The organism is Stenotrophomonas sp. PS02289, from assembly GCF_029960115.1.
In the GTDB taxonomy this organism is placed as follows: Bacteria; Pseudomonadota; Gammaproteobacteria; order Xanthomonadales; family Xanthomonadaceae; genus Stenotrophomonas.
The window spans coordinates 1-24,615 of the sequence record NZ_JASCOZ010000040.1; the positions used below are offsets into that span (position 1 = coordinate 1).

Consider the following 24,615-nt stretch of genomic DNA (forward strand, 5'->3'; position numbering starts at 1 on the left):
GAGCCACGCCCTGCGTGGCTGTGTTTCGTCTGACTCCGCAAAGCCACGCAGGGCGTGGCTCTACGGTTGAATCCGATCAGTACGCGCGAGCGGCGGTTGAATCGGATCAGTCCGCGCGGCCGGCAAACTCGCCGGTCGTGGTGTTGACCAGCACGCGCTCGCCGTTGGCGATGTACTCCGGCACCATGATTTCAATGCCGGTGTTGAGCTTGGCCGGCTTCGGACGCTTGGTGGCGGTGCCGCCCTTCAGTTCCGGCGGGGTCTCGATCACTTCCAGCACGACGCTGGTCGGCAGCTGCACCGCGACCGGCTGGTCGTCGATCACCTGCACGTAGATGCCGGTCAGACCGTCGGTGATGTAGCCGGCGTCGTCGCCGATCACGTCCGCGTCCAGCGTGTACGGGGTGTAGTCCTCGTCATCCAGGAACACGAACGCATCGCCGTCCTTGTACGAGTAGGTGCTCTGGCGGCGCAGCAGTTCCACTTCCGGCAGGTTGTCGTCGGCGTCGAAGCTGGCATCCAGCTTGTTGCCGCCCGGCACGCTGTACATGATGAAACGGAAGCGCACGTTGCCGCCGCGGCCCTGCGGCGAGCTGCGCTCGATGTCGCGGATCTGGTAGACGCCGTTGTTGTACTCGACGACGTTGCCTTTCTTGATGTCGTTGGCTTTCATGGGAATGAAGGTCGGTGGTGTGGGAGGTAAAGAATTACTTGGCGGCCAGACGCACCGCGCCGTCCAGGCGGATGGTCTCACCGTTGAGGTAGGTGTTGGCCAGGATGTGCGCCACCAAGCCGGCAAAGTCTTCCGGCTTGCCGAGGCGGGGCGGGAACGGGATCGACGCAGCCAGCGATTCCTGCACGGCCGGCGGCATGCCATCGACCATCGGGGTCCAGAAGATGCCCGGCGCAATGGTCATCACGCGGATGCCGAAGCGCGACAGCTCGCGCGCCATCGGCAGGGTCATGGCGACCACGCCGCCCTTGGAGGCGGAGTAGGCCGCCTGGCCGATCTGGCCTTCGTAGGCGGCGACGCTGGCGGTGTTGATGATCACTCCGCGCTCGCCGTCTTCGCCGGCGTCGTTGTGCTGCATGCGGTTGGCGGCCGCCTTGGCGACGTTGAAGCTGCCCACCAGGTTGACCATCACCGTGCCCTGGAAGTTGGACAGCGGCATCGGCGCTTCCTTGCCCAGCACGCGGCCGGCACCGAGGATGCCGGCGCAGCTGATCACCGCGTTCAGGCCGCCCAGGAACTCGGCTGCGGCGTCGATCTGCGCGGCCACCGCCGCTTCGTCGCTGACGTTGGTGTTGAAGTAGCGCGCGTTGTCCGCACCCAGCTCGGCCACGGCGGCCGCGCCCTTTTCGTCATTCAGGTCCCACAGGGCGACTTTGCCGCCATGGGCGATCAGGTGGCGGGCGACCGACAGGCCCAGGCCGGAAACGCCACCGGTGACGACGGCACGCACAGAAGACAGCTGCATCAGGGAATTCCGCAGTTCGAGAACCGCCGATTCTAGCCGAAGCCGGGCCGCGCACCGTTGTGCACTGCCACCAGCGGCTCAGCGGTGCCGGGCAAGCCGACGGGCGAAGTCGTCCGGAGCCAGGCCCGGCGCGAACAGGAAGCCCTGGCCCACGCTGATGCCCATGCCGTGCAGGGCCTTGCGCTGGTCCTCGGACTCGATGCCTTCGGCCACCAGCCCCAGCCCCAGGCTGCGGGCAATGCCGCAGACCGCTTCGCACACCGCCACATCCGAGCGGTTGCCGGGCACACCCTCGACGAACATCTGGCTCAGCTTCAGCCCGTGGATCGGCAGCCGGCGCAGGTAGTTCAGTGCGCTGTAGCCTTCGCCGAAGTCGTCGATGGTCAGCAGCACGCCCATTTCACGCAGGCGCGCAAAGGTCTGCAGGGTGTCCGGTGCGTCCTCGATCAGCACCCGCTCGGTGAATTCCAGCTCCAGCGCGGTGCCCGGCAGGTCGAACTCGTCCAGGACCTGGCGCACGTTGCGGGCCAGGTCCTCGCCGACGAACTGGCGGTAGGACACGTTCACCGCCACCCGCACGATGCCCAGACCGGCGTCCTGCCACAGCCGCACCTGCCGGCAGGCCTCGCGCAGCACCCACTGGCCGATGCGGACGATGTCGCCGGTGCTTTCGGCGTGGCCGATGAACACATCCGGGCGCAGTTCGCCCAGCTGGGAATTTCGCCAGCGGATCAGCGCCTCGGCAGCGATCAGCTGGCCGGTTTTGAGGTTCACCTGGGGCTGGTAGACCAGATGGAACTCTTCATCATCCAGCGCGCGGTGCAGGCGGCTTTCAATCTGCAGGCGGTCGTGCTGGCGCTGCGCCAGTTCCGGCGAGAACACCTGCCAGCCATTCCGCGTGCGGCGCTTGACGTCGTACATGGCGATGTCGGCGTTCTGGATCAGCACCTGCGGGCGCAGCCCGTCCTGCGGTGCGCGGGCGATGCCGATGCTGGTCGTGACCGCAAACTCGTCGCTGCCGAAACGGAACGGCGGAACGAAGGCGTGGGTGATCGCTTCGGCCAGACGCTCGGGCTGGTCCGCCTGGTCGCGGGTGTCGCACACCACCAGGAACTCGTCGCCGCCGAACCGGGCCACCAGGCCCTCGGTGCCGATCGCGGTGGAAATGCGCCGGGTCGCATCGATCAGCAGCTCGTCGCCGGCGTTGTGGCCGAGCATGTCGTTGACGGTTTTGAACCTGTCCAGGTCGATGTACAGCACCGCCACCCGGCTGTGGGTGGGGCTGGCCATGCGCGTGGCCAGGTCGCCCAGCACCGCGTCGCGGTTCATGATGCCGGTCAACGGGTCGGTGCGGGCCTGGATGCGCAGGGTCTCTTCGGCGTGTTTGCGCGCGGTGATGTCCTGCACCGTGCCGGCAATCCGGGCCGCATCGACGTCGCCGGCTTCGGCCTCGCCGATCATGCGCACCCAGAACGAATGGCCGTCGCTGCGCTGGCCCTGCAGTTCGAGCTCGAACGGCACCTGGCGGTCGATCACCTCGAGCAGCGCCTGCTGCAGCTGCAGGCGGTCGTCGGTGCGCAGGCAGTCCATGAGATGGGCCATGTCCTGCATGGGCAGGTCCTGGCCGAGGATGCGCGCGGCTTCGTCGGTCAGGTAGAGGCGCTGCAGGCCGCGGTCCCATTCCCAGCCGCCAATGTGCGCCAGCGACTGGGCGCGGTCGAACAGGGTGTTGTTGCGCTTGAGTTCGGTGATGTCGCTGAACAACCCGAACACATGGTCGGGGGTGTCGCGCCCATTGCTGTACACCGGCACGTTGGTGGTGGAGATCCAGATCATGCGTCCACGCGGGCGGTGGTACAGGCCGACGATGGTGCTGCGGATGATCCGCCCGCGCTGCAACGACTCCGCCGCCGGCCACTGCTCGCGGGTGAGCGGGTGGCCATGCTCGTCCACGCTGATCCAGTCTTCCGGAGCCAGCAGGTGCTGCAGGCTGCCGCCACTGCCGCTGGTACCCAGGATGCGGTGCGCGGCCGGGTTGGCCGAGACCACGTGCAGATTGCGGTCGAACAGGATCACGCCCTTGTCGATGGACTCCATCAACAGGCGGTAGCGCGACTCGGCCTGCCAGCGGCTGCTCAGGTCGCGCGCCACCGCCACGATGCAGTGTTCGCCCTGGTGCTCGAAGCCGGCCGAGTGCACCTCCACCGGGAAGCGGCTGCCGTCGCCGCGCATGTTGGTGACTTCGATGACATAGGTCTCGCCGCGGCGCAGCGCCTCCCACACCGGGTCGAGATGGTCGCTGGGCAGATCCGGGTTGAGGGTTTCAATCGGCTGGCCGACGATGTCCTCGCGCGGGCGGCCATACGCCCTGACGCCGGCCTTGTTGAGGTCCAGCACCACGCCGCTTTCGCTGAGGATGCTGACCGGGTCGGGAACGGCGTCGAACAGCGCAGCATACCGGCGCAGCGCCAGCTGGCGCTCGTCCATGGCTTCCTGCAGCGCCTGCTGCACGTCGCGCAGCACCGCATGCAGATCCACGCTGGTGGGTTGGGCGAGGGCGCGTTCCAGGGCGGCCAGCGCGTGCAGATGGCCGGTGAGGTGGTCACCGACCGCTGCATCCCTGCGCGGGCCGCCGCGGCTCATAAGGCGGCCAGCGCTTTGCCGGCCTTGCTGCCGGTTTCGCGGCCGAGCCGGGTGGCCAGCCAGCGGCCGGTGGCCGCCAGTGCCGGCAGGTCGACGCCGGTGCGCATGCCGATGCCGTGCAGCAGGTAGACCACGTCTTCGCTGGCGACGTTGCCGCTGGCACCCTTCGCATAGGGGCAGCCACCCGCACCCGAGACGGCCGAGTCGACCACGCGTACGCCTTCTTCCAGGCAGGCGTCGATGTTGGCCAGTGCCTGTCCGTAGGTATCGTGGAAATGCACGGCCAGTGCCGACATCGGGATCTCGCTGGCCACCGCCTTGAGCATGGCCCGGGCCTTGCGCGGCGTGCCCACGCCGATGGTGTCGCCCAGCGAGATTTCGTAACAGCCCATGGCATGCAGTGCCTTCGCCACGCGGACCACCTCGCTGACCGCGACCTCGCCCTGGTATGGGCAGCCGAGCACGGTGGAGACGTAGCCGCGCACCTTGACCCCGTCGACCTGGGCGCGTGCCAGGATCGGCGCAAAGCGCGCCAGCGACTCGTCGATGCCGGCATTGGTGTTGGTGCGGTTGAAGGTTTCCGACGCGGCGGTGAATACCGCCACTTCCTCGACCCCGACCGCGCGCGCCCGGTCGTAGCCCTGTTCGTTGGGGACCAGCACCGGATAGTCGATACCGGGCCGGCGCTCGATGCCGGTGTAGACCTCGGCGGCGTCGGCCAGCTGCGGCACCCAGCGCGGACTGACGAAGCTGGTGGCCTCGATGGTGCGTAGCCCGGTCAGCGAGAGCTGGCGGATCAGCTCGATCTTGTCGGCGGTGGCCACCGGCTGGGCCTCGTTCTGCAGCCCGTCGCGCGGGCCCACTTCGACAATACGCACGAAGTCATCCATGGCGGCGCGCCTCCTGGCAGGAAAGACGCAGTTCAGACAGCGGGCAGCGAACAGATCGGATCACGAAAATTCCTGGAAACGTATTGGAGGCCGCAGTTCCCTGGCGGGCCATGACAGGGGGATACGCGGGATGGGCAACAAAGCGGCCACCACCGGGTGCAATCAATCCTGCGTCACCCAATGCGGCGCGCGTTTGTCGAGGAATGCCCCCAGGCCTTCCTGTCCTTCCGCCGAGACCCGCAGCCGGGCGATCAGGGCGGCGTTGTCGTGGTCCAGCGCGTCGCGGTCCGGCCCCTGCGCGACCCGGCGCACCAGCTGCTTGGCCGTGGCCGCAGCGATCGGTCCGGCCTTGTCGAGCAGGCCCAGCTGGCGCTGCACGGCTTCATCGATGCGTTCGGGTTCCACCAGCTGGTGAACCAGGCCGATCCGCAGCGCGGTCTCGGCGTCGAAATGTTCACCGGTGGCAAACCAGCGCCGTGCCTGGCGCGGGCCGATGGCCTCGATCACATACGGGGAGATCACGGCGGGCAGCAGCCCCAGCCGGCTTTCAGTCAGGCCAAAGCGCGCGCTGGTGCTGGCAATGGCGATGTCGCAGCAGGCGACCAGCCCGACCCCGCCCCCGAACGCCGCTCCGTGCACGCGGGCGAGGGTGGGCTTGGGCAGCTCGTCCAGGGTACGCATCAGACGGGCCAGGGCCAGCGCGTCCTGCCGGTTCTCCTCCTCGCCGGCGGCGGCCATGCCGCGCATCCACTGCATGTCGGCACCGGCCGAGAACGAGGCTCCTTCGCCGGCGAGCACCACCGCACGGATCTGCGGGTCGTCCCCGGCGGCGTCCAGGGCCAGGGTCAGCTCGGCAATCAGCCCGGCGTCGAACGCGTTGTGCAGGGTTGGGCGGTTCAGGGTCAGGGTCAACACCGCGCCGCGGCGTTCACGCTTCAAGGCATCACTCATCGGGGGTCCTGCAGCAGCTCCATGAACATGTACGGATCATAGCGGTGCAGGGGCGCGCGGCCATGATGCGGCGCGGCGATGCTAATATTGATAACCATTCTTATCGACCCGAAGGCGACCTGTGACGTTGTCCGATCTGCCGCTGAACGGCTCCGCTCTGGTGGATTCCGTGCAGGAAATTCATGCAAACGACGCCATCGCCCGTCGGCTCCAGGAACTGGGGTTTGTCAGCGGCGAGAATGTGCGTCTGGTAGCCCGTGGCCCGATCGGCGGTGAACCGCTGCTGGTGCAGGTAGGCTTCACCCGTTTCGCCCTGCGCATTGCCGAAGCCAAGCGCATCCAGGTCCGTCCGCTGGAAGGGGGTCACGCATGAGCGCGACCGCCGCATTGCGCGTGGCGCTGGTGGGTAATCCCAACAGCGGCAAGACCGCGCTGTTCAACCAGCTCACCGGCAGCCGCCAGAAGGTGGCCAATTACACCGGTGTCACCGTGGAACGCAAGGAAGGCCGCCTGCGCGCGCCGTCCGGTCGCGAGTTCGCGGTGCTGGACCTTCCGGGTGCCTACAGCCTGCAGCCAGCCAGTCTGGACGAGGCGATCACCCGTGATTTCTGCCGCGGCTTCTACCCGGGCGAAGCTGCACCGGATGTGCTGCTGTGCGTGATCGATGCCACCAACCTGCGCCTGCACCTGCGCTTCGCGCTGGAACTGCGCGAGCTGGGCAAGCCGATGATCGTGGCGCTGAACATGGTCGATGCCGCGCAGCGCCGTGGCATCCAGATCGACGTTCCGGCGCTGGAAAAGGCGTTGGGCGTGCCGGTGGTGGAAACCGTGGCCGTGCGTCGCCATGGGGCCAAGGCCCTGGTCGAACGCCTGGATGCGATGGTGCCGCACCTGCAGGCCCCGGTGGAGGTGCCCGAGAAGGCCGCCGACTACCACGCAGAAGTGCGCGACATCCTGGCCGCCGCGGTCAGCATGCCCAGCCGCACCGCGAAGATCGACGACACCCTGGACCGCTGGCTGCTGCACCCGGTGTTCGGGCTGCTCACCCTGGTGGTGGTGATGTTCCTGATCTTCCAGGCGGTGTTCGCCTGGGCCACGCCGCTGATGGACGGCATTGAAGCCGCCTTCGGCTGGCTGGGCGAGACCGCGGCGGCGCACCTGCCGGAAGGCCCGCTGACCAGTCTGCTCACCGACGGCATCATTGCCGGCGTAGGCGGGGTGGTGGTGTTCCTGCCGCAGATCCTGATCCTGTTCGCCTTCATCCTGGCCCTGGAAGAATCGGGCTACCTGCCGCGCGCGGCGTTCCTGCTCGACCGCATGATGGCGTCGGCCGGCCTGTCCGGGCGCTCGTTCATCCCGCTGCTGTCCAGCTTCGCCTGTGCGGTGCCTGGCATCATGGCCACCCGCAGCATCCAGGACCCGCGTGACCGCCTGGCCACCATCCTGGTCGCGCCGCTGATGACGTGTTCGGCGCGCCTGCCGGTGTATGCGCTGTTGATTGGCGCGTTCATTCCGGCCAAGACCCTGTGGGGCTTCGTCAGCCAGCAGGGCCTGGTCCTGTTCGGGCTGTACGTGGCCGGCATCTTCAGCGCGCTGCTGATGTCGTGGGTGATGAAGAAGTGGCGGCGCGACAAGAGCGAGCATCCGCTGATGCTGGAGCTGCCGTCGTATCGCATCCCGCACCCGCGTGACCTGGCGGTGGGCCTGTACGAGCGCGGCATGATCTTCCTCAAGCGGGTGGGCGGCATCATCCTGTCGCTGACCATCCTGCTGTGGGTGCTGCTGAGCTTCCCGGGTGCGCCCGAGAACGCGACCATGCCGGCCATCGATTACAGCTTCGCCGGCCAGATCGGCCATGCGATGGCGGTGTTCTTCGCCCCGCTGGGCTTCAACTGGCAGATCTGCATCGCGCTGATCCCGGGCATGGGCGCGCGCGAAGTGGCGGTGTCCTCGCTGGCGACGATCTACGCGCTGTCGGCGGCCGATGACGACGCGGCCATCCAGGCGCTGACCCCGGTGGTGGCCGATGGCTGGTCGCTGGCCACCGGTCTGTCGCTGCTGGTGTGGTTCATCTACGCGCCGATGTGCATTTCCACCCTGGCCACCATCAAGCGTGAAACCAACTCGTGGAAGCAGGTCGGCTTTGCCACCTTCTACCTGTTCGCTGCCGCTTATGTCGCGGCCTTGATCACCTACCAGGTGACCAAGGCGCTGGGCGGCGGCTGATGGAGCTGAGCCTGCTGCTGCAGTACCTGGTGATCGCGCTGGCCGCCCTGGTCAGCGCGTGGGTGGTGCTGAAGAAGCAGTTCCCCGGGGCCGCGCGCAAATTGCGGGGCGGGGTAGCGCTGTGGCTGCTGAAGCCGCAGCGTGGCGCGCGGTTGCAGGCGCTGGGGCGGAAAATCGCGCCGCCGGCGAATGTGGGCGGTGGCGCGTGTGGCGGTTGCGACAGTTGTGGGCCGACGACGCCGAAACAGCATTGATGGGTGCCGGTCCTTTCCGCTAGCCTTCGTGCATGAACAACACCCCCATTCGACTGCTCATTCACGGTGCCTCCGGGCGCATGGGCCAGGCCCTGCTGCGGCTGGCCGCCGAGCGTGACGACCTCCAGGTCGTTGCCGCTGTCACCCGCCGCTCGCCGGCCCAACGCGTGGTCGAGGGCGTGCCGCATTTCGCCGCCAGCGAACTGTCTGGCGCGCCGGCCTTCGACGTGGCCATCGACTTCAGCCTGCCCGAAGGTTTCGACCCGATCCTGGCGCTGTGCCTGGAGCGCAAGGCCGGTCTGGTCTCCGGTACCACCGGCATCAGTGAGGCCCAGCGTCAGGCGCTGATCCAGGCCGCCGCCACCATCCCGCTGGTCTGGGCGTCCAACTTCAGCCTCGGCGTGGCCGTGCTGGACGAGCTGGTCGAGCGCGCCGCCGCTGCGCTGGCCGGGTGGGATTGCGACATTGTCGAGTCCCACCACATCCACAAGCAGGACGCGCCGTCGGGCACCGCGCTGACCCTGGGCGCGGCCGCGCAGAAGGGCGGGGCAGAGCCGCATTACGCCAGCCTGCGTGCCGGCGACATCGTCGGCGAGCATCTGGTCCAGTTCACCGGCCTGGGTGAGCGCATCGAGCTGACCCATCGGGCCACCAATCGCGACATCTTCGCCCGTGGGGCGCTGTTTGCGGCCGTTCAGCTGAATGGGCGGCCTGCAGGCAGTTACCGGGTGCGGGATCTGCTGGACAGCCGGCCGGGCTGAGCGGGGCAGATCGGGCTCCATGCAGCCACGCAGGGCGTGGCTCTACGGGGTCAATGGATTTTCCTGGCGTAGAGCCACGCCCTGCGTGGCTGCCCAGGACGGTACACGCCTCCCGGCGCGACTGAATGCGTGCAAACGCTGGCGCTGGCGTGACCTTCCTATTACAATTCCCGCTCGCCGAATCACGACAGCCGGACCGGATAAAAACCGCCGTCCGCGCTTTTTTGCAACCGCTTTTCAGTGGATCGCGCGGCGTGACTTCGGTACCCCTCGGTAGCCAAAGTGAGATTTCCGTGACCCAAGCCGCAATCCTCGTCCTCGAAGACGGCACCGTATTCGAGGGCGAATCCGTAGGCGCGCCCGGCCTGTCCGTCGGTGAAGTGGTGTTCAACACCGCCATGACCGGTTACCAGGAAGTGCTGACTGATCCTTCCTACGCCCGGCAGATGGTCACGCTGACCTACCCGCATATCGGCAACACCGGCATGACCGACCAGGACGACGAAGCCCGCAAGGTGTGGTCGGCCGGTCTGATCGTGCGCGATGTGCCGCGCCGTCCCAGCAACTGGCGCAGCCAGGTCCCGCTGCAGGACTGGCTGAACCAGCGTGGCGTGGTGGCCATTTCCGGCATCGACACCCGCAAGCTGACCCGCATCCTGCGTGAGAAGGGCGCGCAGAACGGCGCACTGATGGCCGGTGACGACATCAATGTCGACGTCGCGCTGGAAGCCGCGCGCAAGTTCCCGGGTCTGAAGGGCATGGACCTGGCCAAGGTGGTGAGCACGGATGCGACCTACAGCTGGAACGAGGGCCAGCTGGATCTGGACCGCAACGCGTTCGTCAACGCTGCCCCGAAGTTCAAGGTCGTGGCCTATGACTTCGGTGCCAAGCTGAACATCCTGCGCATGCTGGCCGAGCGCGGCTGCGACATCACCGTGGTGCCGGCGCAGACGCCCGCCGCCGAAGTGCTGGCGCTCAAGCCGGACGGCGTGTTCCTGTCCAACGGCCCGGGCGACCCGGAACCGTGCGACTACGCCATCGACGCGATCAAGGTGTTCCTGGACCAGAAGCTGCCGACTTTCGGCATCTGCCTGGGCCACCAGCTGCTGGCGCTGGCCTCCGGGGCCAAGACGGTCAAGATGGGCCACGGCCACCACGGTGCCAACCACCCGGTGCAGGACCTGGACAGCGGCCGGGTGATGATCACCTCGCAGAACCACGGCTTCGCGGTGGATGAAGCCACGCTGCCGTCCACCCTGCGCGTGACCCACCGCTCGCTGTTCGACGGCACCAACCAGGGCATCGCCCGCACCGACGTGCCGGCGTTCTCGTTCCAGGGTCACCCGGAAGCCTCGCCCGGTCCGCACGACGTCAGCCCGCTGTTCGACCAGTTCGTGTCCCTGATGGCGCAGGCCAAGGCCTGATGCGCATCGCCGCGCTCCTGCTGTCGATGCTTGCGACCGGAACGGCGGCTGCCGCTCCGGCGCAGCCGAAAGAGGTGGAAAAAGTGATGCAGGGTCTTGGCATTGTGCAGGATGCTCCTGACGTCGCGCGCATGATCCAGGTGGAAGTATCGAGCTGGAAGCAGCGTCCCGATTCACCGGTCAAGACCGACGACCAGGTCGAGTGCCTGACGAAGCTCATGCTGAAGGCGAATGTGGATTCCATACGCGACGGCATCATCGAGGATCTCGGCGATGAGGGCGGCGACGTCATTGCGGCTTGGAGTCAGTTTCTGGACTCGCCTGCGGGTGCGACGATGCGCGCAAGGGCCGCGGGCGCCAGCATGGAAGAGGTCAATGCCATGGTGTTGAGGCTGGATGAGGCGGAGATCGACAAAGGAAAGGCGTTCTTCGAATCGGCTCATAGCCAACGCCTCAATGCGGTGATCGCGTCCAATCGCGGTTTCAGCGGGTCCGACGCTTTAGCCCAGGACATGCTCAACAGCTGCAAGATCCAGCTTCCAATAGAAAAAAGTTCCTGATCGACAGCGTGCGATCAATCCCCCTTGTCACGCTGTACTGACTTAGAGAAGAAAATGCCAAAGCGCACTGACCTAAAGACCATCCTCATCATCGGTGCCGGCCCGATCGTCATCGGCCAGGCCTGCGAGTTCGACTACTCCGGCGCGCAGGCCTGCAAGGCGCTGCGTGACGAGGGTTACCGCGTGGTGCTGGTCAACAGCAATCCGGCCACCATCATGACCGACCCGGAGATGGCCGACGCCGTCTACATCGAGCCGATCAACTGGCAGACGGTCGAGAAGATCATCGCCAAGGAAAAGCCCGACGCGCTGCTGCCGACCATGGGTGGCCAGACCGCGCTGAACTGCGCGCTGGACCTGGCCGACAACGGCGTGCTGGAGAAGTACAACGTCGAGCTGATCGGTGCCAAGCGTGAAGCGATCCGCATGGCCGAAGACCGCGAGCTGTTCCGCGTCGCCATGGGCGAGATCGGCCTGGAATGCCCGACTGCCGCCGTCGCCCACACCCTGGACGAAGCGCTGGAAATCCAGACCCGCGTCGGCTACCCGACCATCATCCGCCCCAGCTTCACCCTGGGCGGCAGTGGTGGCGGCATCGCCTACAACCGCGAAGAGCTGGTGGAAATCGTCAGCCGCGGCCTGGAACTGTCGCCGACCACTGAAGTGCTGGTGGAAGAGTCGGTGCTGGGCTGGAAGGAATTCGAAATGGAGGTGGTGCGTGACACCGCCGACAACTGCATCATCGTCTGCTCGATCGAAAACCTTGACCCGATGGGCGTGCACACCGGTGACTCGATCACCGTGGCTCCGGCACAGACCCTGACCGACAAGGAATACCAGCGTCTGCGCGATGCCTCCATCGCCGTGCTGCGCAAGATCGGCGTGGATACCGGCGGTTCGAACGTGCAGTTCGGCATCAACCCGGACACCGGCCGCGTCGTCGTCATCGAAATGAACCCGCGCGTGTCGCGTTCGTCGGCACTGGCCTCCAAGGCCACCGGCTTCCCGATCGCCAAGGTCGCCGCCAAGCTGGCCGTGGGTTACACCCTGGACGAGCTGAAGAACGAAATCACCGGTGGCCTGACTCCGGCTTCGTTCGAGCCGTCGATCGACTACGTGGTCACCAAGATTCCGCGCTTCGCCTTCGAGAAGTTCCCGGCTGCCGATGCGCGCCTGACCACCCAGATGAAGTCGGTGGGTGAGGTGATGGCGATGGGTCGCACCTTCCAGGAATCGGTGCAGAAGGCCCTGCGTGGCCTGGAAACCGGCAAGGTCGGCTTCGACCCGACCGAACTGGATCTGGGCAACGAGGACGACCTGCAGACCCTGCGCCGTGAGCTCAAGGCCCCGGGTCCGGAGCGTCTGTTCTATGTGGCCGATGCGTTCCGCGCCGGCATGAGCGTGGAAGAGATCTACAACCTGTCGTTCATCGATCCGTGGTTCCTGGACCAGATCGAAGAGATCATCGCCGAAGAAACCAAGGTCGCGGCAGAGGGCATCGACGCGCTGGACGCCGCGCGCCTGCGCAAGCTCAAGCGCGCCGGCTTCTCAGACGCCCGCCTGGCCCAGCTGACCGGTACCAACGAAGCTGCCGTGCGCGCGCTGCGTCGCGCCCACAAAGTGCGTCCGGTGTACAAGCGCGTGGACTCCTGCGCGGCCGAGTTCGCCACCGGCACCGCCTACCTGTACTCGACCTACGAGGACGAGTGCGAAGCCGCGCCGAGCAACCGCGACAAGATCATGATCCTGGGTGGCGGTCCGAACCGTATCGGCCAGGGCATCGAGTTCGACTACTGCTGCGTCCACGCGGCACTGGCGCTGCGCGAGGATGGCTATGAAACCATCATGGTCAACTGCAACCCGGAAACCGTGTCGACCGACTACGACACCTCCGACCGCCTGTACTTCGAACCGCTGACCCTGGAAGACGTGCTGGAAATCGTCGAGCTGGAACAGCCGAAGGGCGTGATCGTGCAGTACGGCGGCCAGACCCCGCTGAAGCTGGCACGCGCGCTGGAAGCCAATGGCGTGCCGGTGATCGGCACCAGCCCGGACTCCATCGACCTGGCTGAAGACCGCGAGCGCTTCCAGCAGCTGGTCGAGAAGCTGGGCCTGAAGCAGCCGCCGAACCGCATCGCCCGCAACGACCAGGAAGCGCTGCTGCTGGCCCGCGAGATCGGGTATCCGCTGGTGGTGCGCCCGAGCTACGTGCTGGGTGGCCGCGCCATGGAAATCGTCTACGGCGAATCCGATCTGGCCCGCTACGTGCGCGACGCGGTGAAGGTGTCCAACGACTCGCCGGTGCTGCTGGACCGCTTCCTGGACAACGCCGTGGAATGCGACGTCGACATCATTGCCGACAAGGATGGCAACGTCCTGATCGGCGGCGTGATGGAGCACATCGAAGAAGCCGGTGTGCACTCCGGTGACTCCTCGTGCTCGCTGCCGCCTTACTCGCTGTCGACGGAAACCCAGGCCGAGCTGCGCCGTCAGGTGGTGGAGCTGGCCAAGGCCCTGAACGTGGTCGGCCTGATGAACACCCAGTTCGCGATCCAGGCCGGCGAAGACGGCAACGACATCGTCTACCTGCTGGAAGTGAACCCGCGTGCCTCGCGCACCGTGCCGTTCGTGTCAAAGGCCACCGGCATGGCGCTGGCCAAGATCGCCGCGCGCTGCATGGCCGGCAAGACCCTGGCCGAGCAGGGTGCCACCAAGGAAATCGTGCCGGACTACTACTCGGTGAAGGAAGCGATCTTCCCGTTCGCCAAGTTCCAGGGCGTGGATCCGATCCTCGGGCCGGAGATGCGCTCCACCGGTGAGGTGATGGGCGTGGGTCGCAGCTTCAGCGCCGCGTTTGCGCGCGCGCAGGAAGCCGGCGGCATCAAGGCTCCGCCGCAGGGCAAGGCGTTCGTGTCGGTCCGTGACCCGGACAAGAAGCGCGTGCTGCCGGTCGCCCAGGCCCTGCTGGAACGCGGTTACACCCTGGTGGCCACCCGTGGCACCGCGGCGTGGCTGCAGCAGCACGGCATGGACTGTGAGATCGTCAACAAGGTGGTCGAAGGTCGTCCGCACATTGTCGACTCGATCAAGAACGGTGAGATCGTCTATATCGTCAACACGACCGAAGGCCGTGCGGCGATCAACGACTCCTTCTCGATCCGGCGCGAGGCGCTGCAGCACCGCGTCACCTATTCGACCACCATTGCCGGTGCCAAGGCACTGGTGCAATCACTGGAATTCCGCGGGACCGGCCCGGTCTGGTCGCTGCAGGAGCTGCACAAGGAGTTGAATGCATGAGAGCACCGATCACCCTGAAAGGCGCGCAGAAGCTGCGCGACGAACTGGATCACCTGAAGTCGGTCAAGCGCCCGGAGGTCATTGCCGCCATCGCCGAAGCGCGTGAGCACGGTGACCTGAAGGAAAACGCCGAGTACCACGCCGCCCGCGAACAGCAGGGTTTCATCGAAGGCCGCATCAAGCAGCTGGAAGGTGAGCTGTCGCATGCTGAGATCATCGACATCAGCAAGCTCAACGCCGGCAGCAAGGTGGTGTTCGGGGCCAGCGTGACCCTGGCTGACGTGGATACCGACGAAGAGAAGCAGTACCAGATCGTGGGTGACCTGGAAGCGGACATCAAGCTGGGACTGATTGCGATCTCCTCGCCGGTGGCCCGCGCGCTGATCGGCAAGACCGAAGGTGACAGCGTCACCATCGATGCACCGGCCGGCCAGCGCGAGTACGAAATCGTCAGCGTGCAGTACCTGTCCTGACGCATGGCCAGCGCGACCCTGCTGCTGCCGGCACGCAGCCGGTTTCCGGCTGCGCCCTTGCCCGATGACGTGGCCAGGGCGCTGGGCCGCGCCCAGCGCAGCACGGTCGAGCCGGGCGAACGCGCCCAGCTGCAGCGGCATTTCCAGCTGCAGCCGGCGCAGTGGCCGGTGGCGGCGCTGACGCGCCAGCTGGATGTCGGTGACGCCGCCGACGGCGTGTGGCTGCGTGCGGATCCGGCCAACGTTGCGCCGGACATGCAGGGCGCGCGGATGATGGGGCATGGCGACACGCTGCGCCCCGATCCCGACGACGTGGCCGCGTTGCTGCCGGCCCTGCAACCGTTGTTTGCTGGCTATGGGTTCACCCTGGATGCACCGGTGCCGGGTCGCTGGTACCTGCGTCTGCCGGAGGAAATCCAGCTGCCGACCTTCGCCGCGCCTGACGATGTGCTCGGTGACGATCTGTTTGATCACCTGCCGCCGGGCGATACCGGCCGTCTGTGGCGCGCGTTGTTGACCGAAGCCCAGGTGGTGCTGCACCAGCACGAATGGAATGCCCGCCGTATCGCCGCTGGCAAACGCGCCATCAATTCTTTGTGGTTCTGGGGCGGCGGCGTGCTGCCGCACAGCGTCAGCACCGACTATGCACAGGTGCGCAGCCGCGAAGCATTGCTGCAGGGGCTGGCCAAGGCCGCCGGTGTCGCGGTGGGCGGCGACCAGCCGGTGGATGCGCTGGTCGACCTGCGCCAGCTGCGTTCTCTGGAGCAGCTGGGCAACGAAGCGATCCGTCCGTTGTTGGCGGCGTTGCAGCGCGGTGAGTTGCGCCGGCTGGTGCTGGATTTCGAGGATGGTCTGCGCTTCGAGCTGGACAAGAGCCAGCGCTGGAAGCTGTGGAAGAAGCCGTTGCAGCTGCAGGACGCATGACCTCCTCACACACCGCACGCATTCAACGCCGCCCTGTCCTTGACTGTGCCGGCTGGCCCGCCGACACCCTGCCGCTGCTGCAGCGGCTGTACACCGCCCGCGGTGTCACCGACCCGGCGCAGGCGCAACCGAAACTGGCGCAGTTGCATGCACCCGAGTTGATGGGGGGCATGCAGGCCGCAGTTGATCTGCTGGCGAATGCGATCGCCCACAACGAACGCATCCTGGTCGTAGGCGATTTCGACTGCGACGGAGCCACCGCCTGCGCGGTGGGCGTGCGCGGTCTGCGCCTGCTGGGTGCGCGCGACGTGGTGCACGCGGTGCCGAACCGCGTGCTGCACGGTTACGGCCTGTCACCTTCGCTGGTGGCCGAGCTGGCCCCGCTGCAGCCTGGCCTGCTGGTCACGGTGGACCATGGCATTGCCTGCCATGCCGGCGTGACCGCCGCCAAGGCGTTGGGCTGGAAGGTGCTGGTGACCGATCACCACCTGCCGGGCGAGCACCTGCCGCCGGCCGACGCGCTGGTCGACCCGAACCTGCAGGACGATGCGTTCCCGAGCAAGGCACTGGCCGGTGTCGGGGTCATTTTCTATGTGCTGATGGCCTTGCGCCGGCATCTGCGCGCGCAGGGGTCCTTCGCCACCACACCCGAGCCGGATCTGCTGACCCTGCTCGATCTGGTGGCGGTGGGTACGGTGGCCGACCTGGTCGCACTGGATGCCAACAACCGGGCGCTGGTGTCAGCGGGTCTGCGCCGCCTGCGCGCAGGCCAGGGATGTGTCGGCCTGCAGGCGCTGATCGAAGCCAGCGGGCGCGATGTGAAGCGACTGAGCGCGACCGATATCGGCTTCGCGTTGGGGCCGCGCCTCAATGCCGCCGGACGCCTGGAAGACATGGCGCTGGGCATCGAACTGCTGCTGACGGAAGATCGCAGCCAGGCCCGCGAGATCGCGCAGACCCTGGAGCAGATCAACGCCGAGCGCCGTGCCGTGCAGCAGCTGATGACCGACGATGCCGAACTGGCGGTGTCACGCGCGGTACTCAGCGCCGAGGGTGAGCGGCCGATCGCTGCGTGTCTGTTTGATGCCGAGTGGCACCCCGGCGTGGTCGGGTTGGTCGCCTCGAAGATGAAAGATCGCCTGCATCGGCCGGTGATCGCGTTCGCGCCTTCGGAGCCGGGCAGTGACTCATTGCGCGGCTCGGCGCGCTCCATTGCCGGGTTCCATATCCGTGATGCGCTGGCGCTGGTCAATGCGGCGCATCCGGGTTTGATGGACAAGTTCGGCGGGCACGCGATGGCCGCCGGATTGAGCCTGCCGCAGGCCCACCTGGTGGCGTTCGAGCAGGCCTTCCTGGCGGTGGTGCAGGCGCAGATGGATCCTGCTTCGTTGCAGCAGTTGCTGCTGAGCGATGGCGAGCTGGGCGTGGAGGAACTCGACTTCCGTCATGCCGAAGCGCTGCGACTGGCCGGTCCGTGGGGGCAGGGCTTCCCGGAGCCGCTGTTCGATGGTTACTTCCAGGTGGCGCGCTGGCAGGTGCTGAAGGAAAAGCATCTCAAGCTGAGCCTGCGCGTGCCCGGGCGGGTTGAGCCGCTCAATGCGATTCACTTCAGCGGTTGGACCGGCAATGCGCCGGCCAACCATGTGCATATCGCCTACCGGCTGGTCAGCGACGATTATCGCGGCGGTGGGGCGATCCAGTTGATCATCGAGCATTGCGCTGACGCGTGATCTGTTCCGCCGATTCCCCCAAAGGGCTGATGCGTAATGCCGCGTAGAGCCACGCCCTGCGTGGCTGTCGTTGAAATCGTCATGGCGAAGCCACGCAGCGCGTGGCTCTACGGCGGTGTCGCGCGTTACGGTTCCTTGACCTCGCTCACCAGTGACGGCATCTGCCAGGCACCGCCGGCGGCGACCAGGCGGCACAGGCCGGTGCTGCCGTCGTCGGTCTGGATGTATTCGGTGCCGTTCCAGGCCCACATGGCATTGCTCCAGCAATCGCCAAGTCCGCGGCCCTTGTGCGATGCCGTGATCGTCAGCGTGTCGTCGTCCACGCCCAGGTTGGTGATGTAGCGCGGCTGATACGGCGCGCGGTCATTGACCACCCAGTAGCCGGAACCTTCGTTATAGGCCCCGCGCCAGCACACAGTGGACGCCAGCAGGTGGCGGCCATCCAGGCGCTTGACCGTGACCGGTTGCGGTTCATCGTCGAACGGTGTGCCCTCGGCAGCATGCAGGGCATCACAATCGTCAGCAGACGTGGCGGCGGCCAATGCGGCGCGTAGCGCGGGCAGCTGGCCCAGTGCCTCATCCGCCGCCGTGGTCGGTACGCGCTTGCCCAGTGTGATCACCGGCACCGGCAGGGCCGGCAGCACGCTGGCTTCAGCGCGGCTGCCCTTGCGCATCACCGCGCCGGGCGTGCCGAGCCGACCCTGGAATTCGTCCATCTTCAGCAGCACCGCCGAGGCACCGCGATCAGACAGCGCCCAGCGCCGGCCATTGTTGCCCAGCAGTTCGATCCGGCTGTCCCTGATCAGGGCGTTGAGCAGCGCACTGGTCTGGGCGGCCGAAAAGCGGGTGCTGTCGGCGACCTTGCCCAGTGCTTTCCCGTTGATGTGCAGGGTGACCGTGTCCGGCATGTCGCCTTCATCGTATTCGCCCAGCATCAGTTCGGCGCTGATCGGCTGGTCAGGCCCGCCCTTGCGGGTGAGCAGCACCGACACCGGATCATCGCCGGCGTCTTCGTTCTGGTAACCGGCTGCGCGGCAGGTGCGGGTGTTGTCGCAGGCCAGGGTCCAGTCGTTATGGGTGAACTCGACCCCCTTCACCGGGACGGAGGCGGCCGCCTGCGCGGTGGGCAGCAGGGTGGCCAGCAGCAGGCAGGCGAGGGTGCGGCGCATGTGACGTCCTTGTTGGATACAGTCCTTGGGGGTGTCAGGGTGGCGCAAGGGGACGGTGCTGTCCATGCGGGGCCTCATCGCCGCTCAACCCCGTTTGCCACGGTGGTGCGTTGAAGGATCCGTCATCGACATCAGGAGCGTCACATGGGCAGCGTGCTGCGCGGGTTGGGATGGGGCATGGCAGTGTGGGTTGGCATGATCATGGGGCAGGGCGCAGCCGCGCAGACTGCCGGCCAGGCCGTGCTCAAGGTCGCCGGGGCCGAGCGCCCGGTGCTGCTGGAACAGGCGCGTCTGGAGAGCCGGGTGGCCGCCGGGTTGGGCGAGACGCGAATCGAACTGGTGTTCCGCAACCCCAACAACCGCGTGCTCGAGGGCAACCTGGAGTTTCCACTGGCTGACGGTCAGCAGGTCACCGGGTTCGCGCTGGACATCGACGGTGCACTGCGCGACGCGGTGCCGGTGCCCAAGGACCAGGGGCGGCAGGTGTTTGAAGCCATCGAACGCCGCAATGTGGACCCCGGGCTGCTGGAGCAGACCGCGGGCAATCAGTTCCGCCTGCGGATCTACCCGATCCCGGCGCAGGGCACGCGGCGGGTGGCGCTGACCGTACGTGAAGCATTGCCGCTGGATGCCAAGGGCCTGCGCTGGACGCTGCCGATGCAGTTCGCCCAGGGCGCGCAACAGGTGCAGTTGCGGCTGGATGCGATGGGTACCGGCGTGCCGGTCAAACACGGCCGCTCGCCGCTTGAACTGACCCTGGCCGGTGCCACCTTGCAGGCGCGCTGGCAAGGGCGGGGTGACGCATTGCCCGCGCAGCTCGGCTGGACCCTGCCGCTGCCGCGTGGCATCACCGGCATGCAGGGGCGATTCGCAGGGGAGCGCTACTTCATGGTGCAGGTGCCGGTCGCCAGCCAGACATCGCGGCGTGCCCTGCCGCGCCGCATCGGGCTGGTATGGGACGCGTCCGGTTCGGGCCGCAAGCGGGACACCGCCGCCGAACTGGCGGTGCTGGATCGTTACCTGCGTGCCGCGGGCAACGTCCAGGTGCAGCTCACGGTGGTGCGTGACCGCGCCGAGCCCGCGCGCCGCTTCAACGTGCAGGGCGGCAACTGGTCCGCCCTGCGCCGCGAGCTGGAAGGGCTGGTGTATGACGGCGGCAGCGCCCTGGGTGACTGGACCGCCAGCGCGGACGTGGATGAAACGATTCTGGTCAGCGATGGCCTGGGCAACTTTGGCCTGCGCACGCGTCCGGCACTGCGCGCGGGGCAGCCGTTGTACGTGCTCAGCGGTGCCGGTGCGCGCACCGACGCGGCGCGGCTGCGCAGCTGGGTAGGCCGCAGTGGTGGGCAGCTGCTGGTGCTGCACAGTGCGAGCGATGCCGAGCCTGTGGCGGAGCGTCTGCTGCGCGAGACGCCGGCACGACTGGAGGTCGGCGGCGAGGGCGTGGCCGATCTGGTGCTGGACGACGCCCAGGCTCCGCAGGGCTGGGTCCGGGTCGCAGGACGGATCGTGGCGGCGCGTGCCTCCCTCCACATGGGTGCATCCGGCGGCCGTGCCGGCCAGTCCCTGTTGCTGGAAAGCCTGCCGGACAGCGACGGCGCGCTGCCTGCCCATGCCTGGGCGGGGCTGCGACTGCGTGAACTGGAGGGCGACCGCGAGGGCAACCGCGCCGCGATACAGGCGCTGTCGCAGCAGTTCGGGCTGGTCGGCCCGGAGACCTCGCTGCTGGTCCTGGAAACGCTGGAGGACTACCTGCGCTACGGCATCCGCCCACCGGCCCCCTTGCAGACCGCGTATGACGCACGCCACGCGCTGCAGGTGCGCGATGAGGCAGAACAGCGCCGGCAGCGTCTGGACACGATTGCCGGCCAGTTCGCCGAGCGCGAGCTGTGGTGGAACCGCAGCTGGCCCAAGGGACCTCCTCCCGTTGCTGCGCAAGCGGCCAAGCGCGCCGCCGCCCGTGAGCAGGCCGCGAGCGAGGAGCGCTCCAGCATGCCGGCCGCACCCGCCCCGGCCGCACCGCCGCCGGTGCGCGCTCTGTCACCGCCGCGCCCGGCAGCGGCAGCGGATTCGACCCTGGATCGCGTGGTCCTCACGTCTTCGGCCATGCCAGAGGCAATGCTGGCCAATGCCGCAGCGCCCGCCGATGCCCCTGCCAATGCGGGCCAGCTGCGCATCAGCATCGGTGCATGGCAGCCGGACTCGCTGTATGCGCGCCAGCTGCGGGCTGCCGCCCCTGCGCAGGTCTATGCCCTGTACCTCAAGGAGCGGGACAACCATGCCGACAGCAGTGCGTTCTACCTGGACGTGGCCGACATCCTGCTGGAACACGGTCAGCGCGAGCGCGCCCTGCGGGTGTTGTCCAACCTGGCCGAGATGCAGCTGGAAAACCGCCATGTGCTGCGTGTGCTGGGCTACCGGCTGATGCAGGCCAAGGCCGCGGAACTGGCGGTACCGGTGTTCCGCCAAGTGCTGGCAATGGGAGAGGAGGAGCCCCAGAGTTTCCGTGACCTGGGCCTGGCGCTGGAGGCGGCCGGGCAGGCGCAGGCCGCAGTGGATGCCCTCAATGAGGTGGTGGTCCGCCCCTGGGACGCGCGCTTCGACGGTATTTCGCTGATCGCGCTGGATGAACTGAATACCCTGGCCAGCCGCCACAAGGTGGACCTGGGCAAGGTGGACCCGCGCCTGCGTCGGGCCATGCCGTTGGATCTGCGGGTGGTGCTGAGCTGGGACAGCGACAACAGCGACATGGACCTGTGGGTGACCGATCCGAATGGCGAGCGCGCGTATTACGGCAACCGGCTGACCTATCAGGGCGGGCAGATGTCGCGCGACTTCACCGGTGGCTACGGACCGGAACAGTTCTCGCTGCGCCAGGCCAAGCCGGGCCGGTACAAGGTGGAGGCCAATTACTTTGGCAGCCGCGAGCAGCTGGTGACCGGGGCGACCACGCTGACCCTGCGCCTGAGCACGAAGTGGGGCAGTGAACGCCAGCAGGACCAGTACGTGACCATGCGGTTGGAGGACGACAGTGAGACGGTGCTGGTCGGCGAGTTCGAGGTGAAGTGACGGCCAACATGAACGGGGCCGCTGAGGCTATAATCGGCGGTCTTGTCCAAGCCTTCATGACTGCCGATATGATCGAGCTCAATCCCGTGCGCCAGCGAATCACCGATCTGACCGATCGTGTGGTCTCGCTCAGGGGGTATCTTTGACTACGACGCCAAGAAAGAGCGTCTGGAAGAAGTAACCCGGGAACTGGAAAACCCCGATATCTGGAACAACCCGGAGTACGCCCAGAACCTGGGCAAGGAACGCTCCCTGCTGGACAAGACGGTGGGCGGCATCGCCACCATCCTGGACGGGTTGACCGAAAGCAGCGAGCTGCTGGAACTGGCTGAAAGCGAGCAGGACGAAGACACCGCGCTGGCCGTGGTGGCCGACCTGGACAAGTACCAGAAGCACGTGGAGCAGCTGGAGTTCCAGCGCATGTTCTCGGGCGAGATGGACAGCGCAGCCGCCTTCGTCGACATCCAGGCCGGTGCCGGTGGTACCGAAGCCCAGGACTGGGCTGAAATCCTGCTGCGCATGTACCTGCGCTGGTGCGAATCGCGCGGCTGGAAGACCGAGCTGATGGAAGTCTCCGGCGGCGACGTCGCCGGCATCAAGTCGGCCACGCTGCGCGTGGAAGGCGACTATGCCTATGGCTGGCTGAAGACCGAGACCGGCGTGCACCGCCTGGTGCGCAAGTCGCCGTTCGACTCGGACAACCGCCGCCACACCAGTTTCACCTCGGTGTTCGTGTCGCCGGAAATCGACGACAACATCGACATCACCATCAACCCGGCCGACCTGCGCACCGACGTGTACCGTTCCTCCGGTGCCGGTGGTCAGCACGTCAACAAGACCGAGTCGGCGGTGCGTATCACCCACGTGCCCAGCGGCATCGTGGTGGCCTGCCAGACCGGCCGCAGCCAGCACCAGAACCGCGACAACGCGATGAAGATGCTGGCCGCCAAGCTGTACGAGCTGGAAATCCAGAAGCGCAACGCGGAAAAGGACGCCGTGGAAGCGACCAAGTCCGACATCGGCTGGGGCAGCCAGATCCGCAACTACGTGCTCGACCAGAGCCGTATCAAGGACCTGCGCACCGGCATCGAACGTTCGGATACGCAGAAGGTGCTGGACGGCGACCTCGACGAATTCGTCGAAGCCAGCCTCAAGTCCGGCCTGGAAGTCGGCTCCAAGCGCATCGACGCGTAATTCATTCCCTTTGTATCCCCCGCACAAGACCAGCGACCACGCCATGAACGATCAGACCCCCGCGCCGCAGACCCCCGTCGACGAGAACAGCCTCATCGCCGAGCGCCGCGCGAAACTGACCGCGCTGCGCGGGCAGGGCATTGCCTACCCGAATGACTTCCGTCGCGAAGACTTCGCTGGCAGCCTGCAGGCCGAGTACGCCGATGCCGAGCAGTGGACCGCTGAGACCCTGGAGGCCAACGACCGCCAGGTGAAGATGGCCGGTCGTCTGATGGCCAAGCGGGTCATGGGCAAGGCCAGCTTCGCCCAGATCCAGGACGAATCCGGCCGCATCCAGCTGTTCCTGCAGGGCAACGCCCTGGGTGACGTCTACACCGCCTTCAAGGGCTGGGACGTGGGCGACATCATTGCCGTGGAAGGCGGGCTGACCCGGACCAAGACCGGCGAACTGTCGGTCAAGGCCACCAGCATCCGTCTGCTGACCAAGTCGCTGCGCCCGTTGCCGGACAAGTGGCACGGTCTGGCCGATGTCGAGCAGCGCTACCGCCAGCGCTACGTCGACCTGATCGTCACCCCGGAATCGCGCGAGGTGTTCATCAAGCGCTCGCGCATCATCCGTGCGATGCGCGCGTGGCTGGACAGCCGCGACTTCCTGGAAGTGGAAACGCCGATGATGCATTACATCCCCGGCGGTGCCACGGCCAAGCCGTTCACCACCCACCACAACGCGCTGGACCTGGACCTGTACCTGCGCGTGGCGCCGGAGCTGTACCTCAAGCGCCTGACCGTGGGCGGCCTGGAGCGGGTGTACGAAATCAACCGCAACTTCCGCAATGAAGGCGTCAGCACCCGGCACAACCCGGAATTCACCATGATGGAGCTGTACGAGGCCTACGCCACGTACAACGAGATCATGGACCTGACCGAAAACGTCATTCGTGACGTCGCCCAGAGCGTGCTCGGCACCACGGAAGTGGAGTGGGACGGGGCGAAGATCGACCTGGGCCCGGCGTTCCGCCGCTGGCGCATGGACGAGGCCGTCCGCCACCACAATCCGGAAATCAGCGCGGCCGACTGCACCGACCGCGACGCCCTGCTGCGCCACTGCGAACGCCTGAAGATCCGGGTCAAGCCGTCCTACGGTTGGGGCAAGCTGCTGCTGGAGATCTTCGAGGCGACGGTGGAGCACACCCTGATCCAGCCGACCTTCATCACCGACCACCCGGTCGAGGTCTCGCCGCTGGCACGTGCCAACGACAACGATCCCGGCTACACCGATCGCTTCGAGCTGTTCATCAACGGCAAGGAGCTGGCCAACGGCTTCTCCGAGCTGAACGACCCGGAAGACCAGGCGGCGCGCTTCCAGGCGCAGGTGGCGGCGAAGGAAGGCGGGGATGATGAGGCGATGCACTACGACGCCGACTACATCCGTGCGCTGGAGTACGGCATGGCCCCGACCGGCGGCCTGGGCATCGGCATTGACCGTCTGGTGATGCTGTTGACCAGCAGCAGTTCCATCCGTGACGTGCTGCTGTTCCCCTACATGCGCCCGGAAAACTGAGACCCAGGTCT

At 66.8% G+C, this 24,615-nt stretch carries 19 protein-coding genes; 13 read left to right on the forward strand and 6 right to left on the reverse strand.

Translation table 11 applies throughout. The features are described from left to right. Window positions 1–106: 106 nt before the first annotated feature. The 5 genes from yeiP to QMX83_RS07885 all read right to left on the reverse strand — a co-directional run bounded on the left by yeiP (window position 107) and on the right by QMX83_RS07885 (window position 5,962). Window positions 107–673: an elongation factor P-like protein YeiP gene (gene yeiP / locus QMX83_RS07865; protein WP_282296074.1), complete on the reverse strand. Its 567-nt coding sequence runs from the start codon at window positions 671–673 to the stop codon at window positions 107–109. Between the two features lie 34 nt (window positions 674–707). After that, window positions 708–1,478, reverse strand: coding sequence for an SDR family NAD(P)-dependent oxidoreductase (locus QMX83_RS07870; RefSeq protein ID WP_282296075.1), 771 nt, complete (start codon window positions 1,476–1,478; stop codon window positions 708–710). A gap of 78 nt (window positions 1,479–1,556) precedes the next feature. Further along, window positions 1,557–4,121: an EAL domain-containing protein gene (locus QMX83_RS07875; RefSeq protein ID WP_282296076.1), complete on the reverse strand. Its 2,565-nt coding sequence runs from the start codon at window positions 4,119–4,121 to the stop codon at window positions 1,557–1,559. Beyond that, window positions 4,118–5,011 carry a hydroxymethylglutaryl-CoA lyase gene (locus tag QMX83_RS07880; RefSeq protein WP_282296077.1) on the reverse strand — a complete coding sequence of 298 codons (894 nt, stop codon included), beginning with the start codon at window positions 5,009–5,011 and terminating at the stop codon, window positions 4,118–4,120. The genes QMX83_RS07875 and QMX83_RS07880 overlap by 4 nt, the downstream gene beginning before the upstream one ends. 162 nt (window positions 5,012–5,173) lie before the next feature. Beyond that, window positions 5,174–5,962, reverse strand: a complete 789-nt coding sequence (locus QMX83_RS07885) for an enoyl-CoA hydratase/isomerase family protein (RefSeq protein WP_282296078.1) — start codon at window positions 5,960–5,962, stop codon at window positions 5,174–5,176. Between the two features lie 121 nt (window positions 5,963–6,083). Here QMX83_RS07885 and QMX83_RS07890 point away from each other — a divergent pair, with 121 nt between their 5' ends. The 10 genes from QMX83_RS07890 to recJ all read left to right on the forward strand — a co-directional run bounded on the left by QMX83_RS07890 (window position 6,084) and on the right by recJ (window position 17,611). Continuing rightward, the gene (locus QMX83_RS07890) at window positions 6,084–6,335 is read left to right on the forward strand and encodes a FeoA family protein (RefSeq protein WP_282296079.1); all 252 of its coding nucleotides are present in this window, start codon (window positions 6,084–6,086) and stop codon (window positions 6,333–6,335) included. Beyond that, window positions 6,332–8,188: a ferrous iron transport protein B gene (feoB, locus tag QMX83_RS07895; RefSeq protein WP_282296080.1), complete on the forward strand. Its 1,857-nt coding sequence runs from the start codon at window positions 6,332–6,334 to the stop codon at window positions 8,186–8,188. The genes QMX83_RS07890 and feoB overlap by 4 nt, the downstream gene beginning before the upstream one ends. Next, on the forward strand, window positions 8,188–8,442 hold the full coding sequence (locus QMX83_RS07900) for a DUF6587 family protein (RefSeq protein ID WP_282296081.1): 255 nt from the start codon (window positions 8,188–8,190) through the stop codon (window positions 8,440–8,442). The genes feoB and QMX83_RS07900 overlap by 1 nt, the downstream gene beginning before the upstream one ends. A 32-nt stretch (window positions 8,443–8,474) precedes the next feature. Then, the gene (gene dapB, locus QMX83_RS07905) at window positions 8,475–9,203 is read left to right on the forward strand and encodes a 4-hydroxy-tetrahydrodipicolinate reductase (protein WP_282296082.1); all 729 of its coding nucleotides are present in this window, start codon (window positions 8,475–8,477) and stop codon (window positions 9,201–9,203) included. A gap of 293 nt (window positions 9,204–9,496) precedes the next feature. Continuing rightward, complete coding sequence (gene carA / locus QMX83_RS07910; protein ID WP_282296083.1) at window positions 9,497–10,627, forward strand: glutamine-hydrolyzing carbamoyl-phosphate synthase small subunit; 1,131 nt, start codon at window positions 9,497–9,499, stop codon at window positions 10,625–10,627. Further along, window positions 10,627–11,187 (forward strand): hypothetical protein, encoded by a 561-nt coding sequence (locus QMX83_RS07915; protein ID WP_282296084.1) that lies wholly within the window; start codon window positions 10,627–10,629, stop codon window positions 11,185–11,187. Before carA ends, QMX83_RS07915 begins: the two co-directional genes overlap by 1 nt. 54 nt (window positions 11,188–11,241) lie before the next feature. Further along, a complete protein-coding gene (gene carB, locus QMX83_RS07920) occupies window positions 11,242–14,484 on the forward strand; it encodes a carbamoyl-phosphate synthase large subunit (protein WP_282296085.1) in 3,243 nt (1,080 codons plus the stop codon). Then, window positions 14,481–14,957, forward strand: coding sequence for a transcription elongation factor GreA (greA, locus tag QMX83_RS07925; protein WP_282296086.1), 477 nt, complete (start codon window positions 14,481–14,483; stop codon window positions 14,955–14,957). The genes carB and greA overlap by 4 nt, the downstream gene beginning before the upstream one ends. Before the next feature lie 3 nt (window positions 14,958–14,960). After that, entirely contained in the window at window positions 14,961–15,881 is a 921-nt protein-coding gene (locus QMX83_RS07930) for a phosphoglycerate mutase (protein WP_282296087.1), read from the forward strand. Beyond that, window positions 15,878–17,611: a single-stranded-DNA-specific exonuclease RecJ gene (recJ, locus tag QMX83_RS07935; protein WP_282296088.1), complete on the forward strand. Its 1,734-nt coding sequence runs from the start codon at window positions 15,878–15,880 to the stop codon at window positions 17,609–17,611. Before QMX83_RS07930 ends, recJ begins: the two co-directional genes overlap by 4 nt. A gap of 125 nt (window positions 17,612–17,736) precedes the next feature. On the opposite strand, the gene QMX83_RS07940 is transcribed toward recJ, so the two are convergent. Continuing rightward, the gene (locus QMX83_RS07940) at window positions 17,737–18,780 is read right to left on the reverse strand and encodes a DUF1176 domain-containing protein (protein WP_282296089.1); all 1,044 of its coding nucleotides are present in this window, start codon (window positions 18,778–18,780) and stop codon (window positions 17,737–17,739) included. Window positions 18,781–18,924: 144 nt separating this feature from the next. Between QMX83_RS07940 and QMX83_RS07945 the strand changes: the two genes are divergently transcribed. The 3 genes from QMX83_RS07945 (at window position 18,925) to lysS (ending at window position 24,604) form a co-directional block, all read left to right on the forward strand. Next, entirely contained in the window at window positions 18,925–21,849 is a 2,925-nt protein-coding gene (locus QMX83_RS07945; protein ID WP_282296090.1) for a VIT domain-containing protein, read from the forward strand. Between the two features lie 68 nt (window positions 21,850–21,917). Beyond that, window positions 21,918–23,043 (forward strand): peptide chain release factor 2 gene (prfB, locus tag QMX83_RS07950; RefSeq protein WP_282296098.1). Its coding sequence is split into 2 segments (ribosomal slippage): window positions 21,918–21,992 and window positions 21,994–23,043, totalling 1,125 coding nucleotides; the frame shifts between segments, so codons are not numbered across the junction. 43 nt (window positions 23,044–23,086) lie between these two features. Next, window positions 23,087–24,604, forward strand: a complete 1,518-nt coding sequence (lysS, locus tag QMX83_RS07955; protein ID WP_282296091.1) for a lysine--tRNA ligase — start codon at window positions 23,087–23,089, stop codon at window positions 24,602–24,604. Window positions 24,605–24,615 lie beyond the last annotated feature (11 nt).

Bases quoted from the DNA above. Each gene is read 5' to 3' on its own strand.
- feoB (WP_282296080.1), top strand. From the start codon at position 6,332: ATGAGCGCGACCGCCGCATTGCGCGTGGCGCTGGTGGGTAATCCCAAC.
- QMX83_RS07915 (WP_282296084.1), top strand. From the start codon at position 10,627: ATGCGCATCGCCGCGCTCCTGCTGTCGATGCTTGCGACCGGAACGGCG.
- recJ (WP_282296088.1), top strand. From the start codon at position 15,878: ATGACCTCCTCACACACCGCACGCATTCAACGCCGCCCTGTCCTTGAC.
- QMX83_RS07875 (WP_282296076.1), bottom strand. From the start codon at position 4,121: ATGAGCCGCGGCGGCCCGCGCAGGGATGCAGCGGTCGGTGACCACCTC.
- QMX83_RS07880 (WP_282296077.1), bottom strand. From the start codon at position 5,011: ATGGATGACTTCGTGCGTATTGTCGAAGTGGGCCCGCGCGACGGGCTG.
- dapB (WP_282296082.1), top strand. From the start codon at position 8,475: ATGAACAACACCCCCATTCGACTGCTCATTCACGGTGCCTCCGGGCGC.
- QMX83_RS07900 (WP_282296081.1), top strand. From the start codon at position 8,188: ATGGAGCTGAGCCTGCTGCTGCAGTACCTGGTGATCGCGCTGGCCGCC.
- lysS (WP_282296091.1), top strand. From the start codon at position 23,087: ATGAACGATCAGACCCCCGCGCCGCAGACCCCCGTCGACGAGAACAGC.
- carB (WP_282296085.1), top strand. From the start codon at position 11,242: ATGCCAAAGCGCACTGACCTAAAGACCATCCTCATCATCGGTGCCGGC.
- QMX83_RS07940 (WP_282296089.1), bottom strand. From the start codon at position 18,780: ATGCGCCGCACCCTCGCCTGCCTGCTGCTGGCCACCCTGCTGCCCACC.
- QMX83_RS07885 (WP_282296078.1), bottom strand. From the start codon at position 5,962: ATGAGTGATGCCTTGAAGCGTGAACGCCGCGGCGCGGTGTTGACCCTG.
- QMX83_RS07870 (WP_282296075.1), bottom strand. From the start codon at position 1,478: ATGCAGCTGTCTTCTGTGCGTGCCGTCGTCACCGGTGGCGTTTCCGGC.
- QMX83_RS07930 (WP_282296087.1), top strand. From the start codon at position 14,961: ATGGCCAGCGCGACCCTGCTGCTGCCGGCACGCAGCCGGTTTCCGGCT.
- greA (WP_282296086.1), top strand. From the start codon at position 14,481: ATGAGAGCACCGATCACCCTGAAAGGCGCGCAGAAGCTGCGCGACGAA.
- yeiP (WP_282296074.1), bottom strand. From the start codon at position 673: ATGAAAGCCAACGACATCAAGAAAGGCAACGTCGTCGAGTACAACAAC.
- QMX83_RS07945 (WP_282296090.1), top strand. From the start codon at position 18,925: ATGGGCAGCGTGCTGCGCGGGTTGGGATGGGGCATGGCAGTGTGGGTT.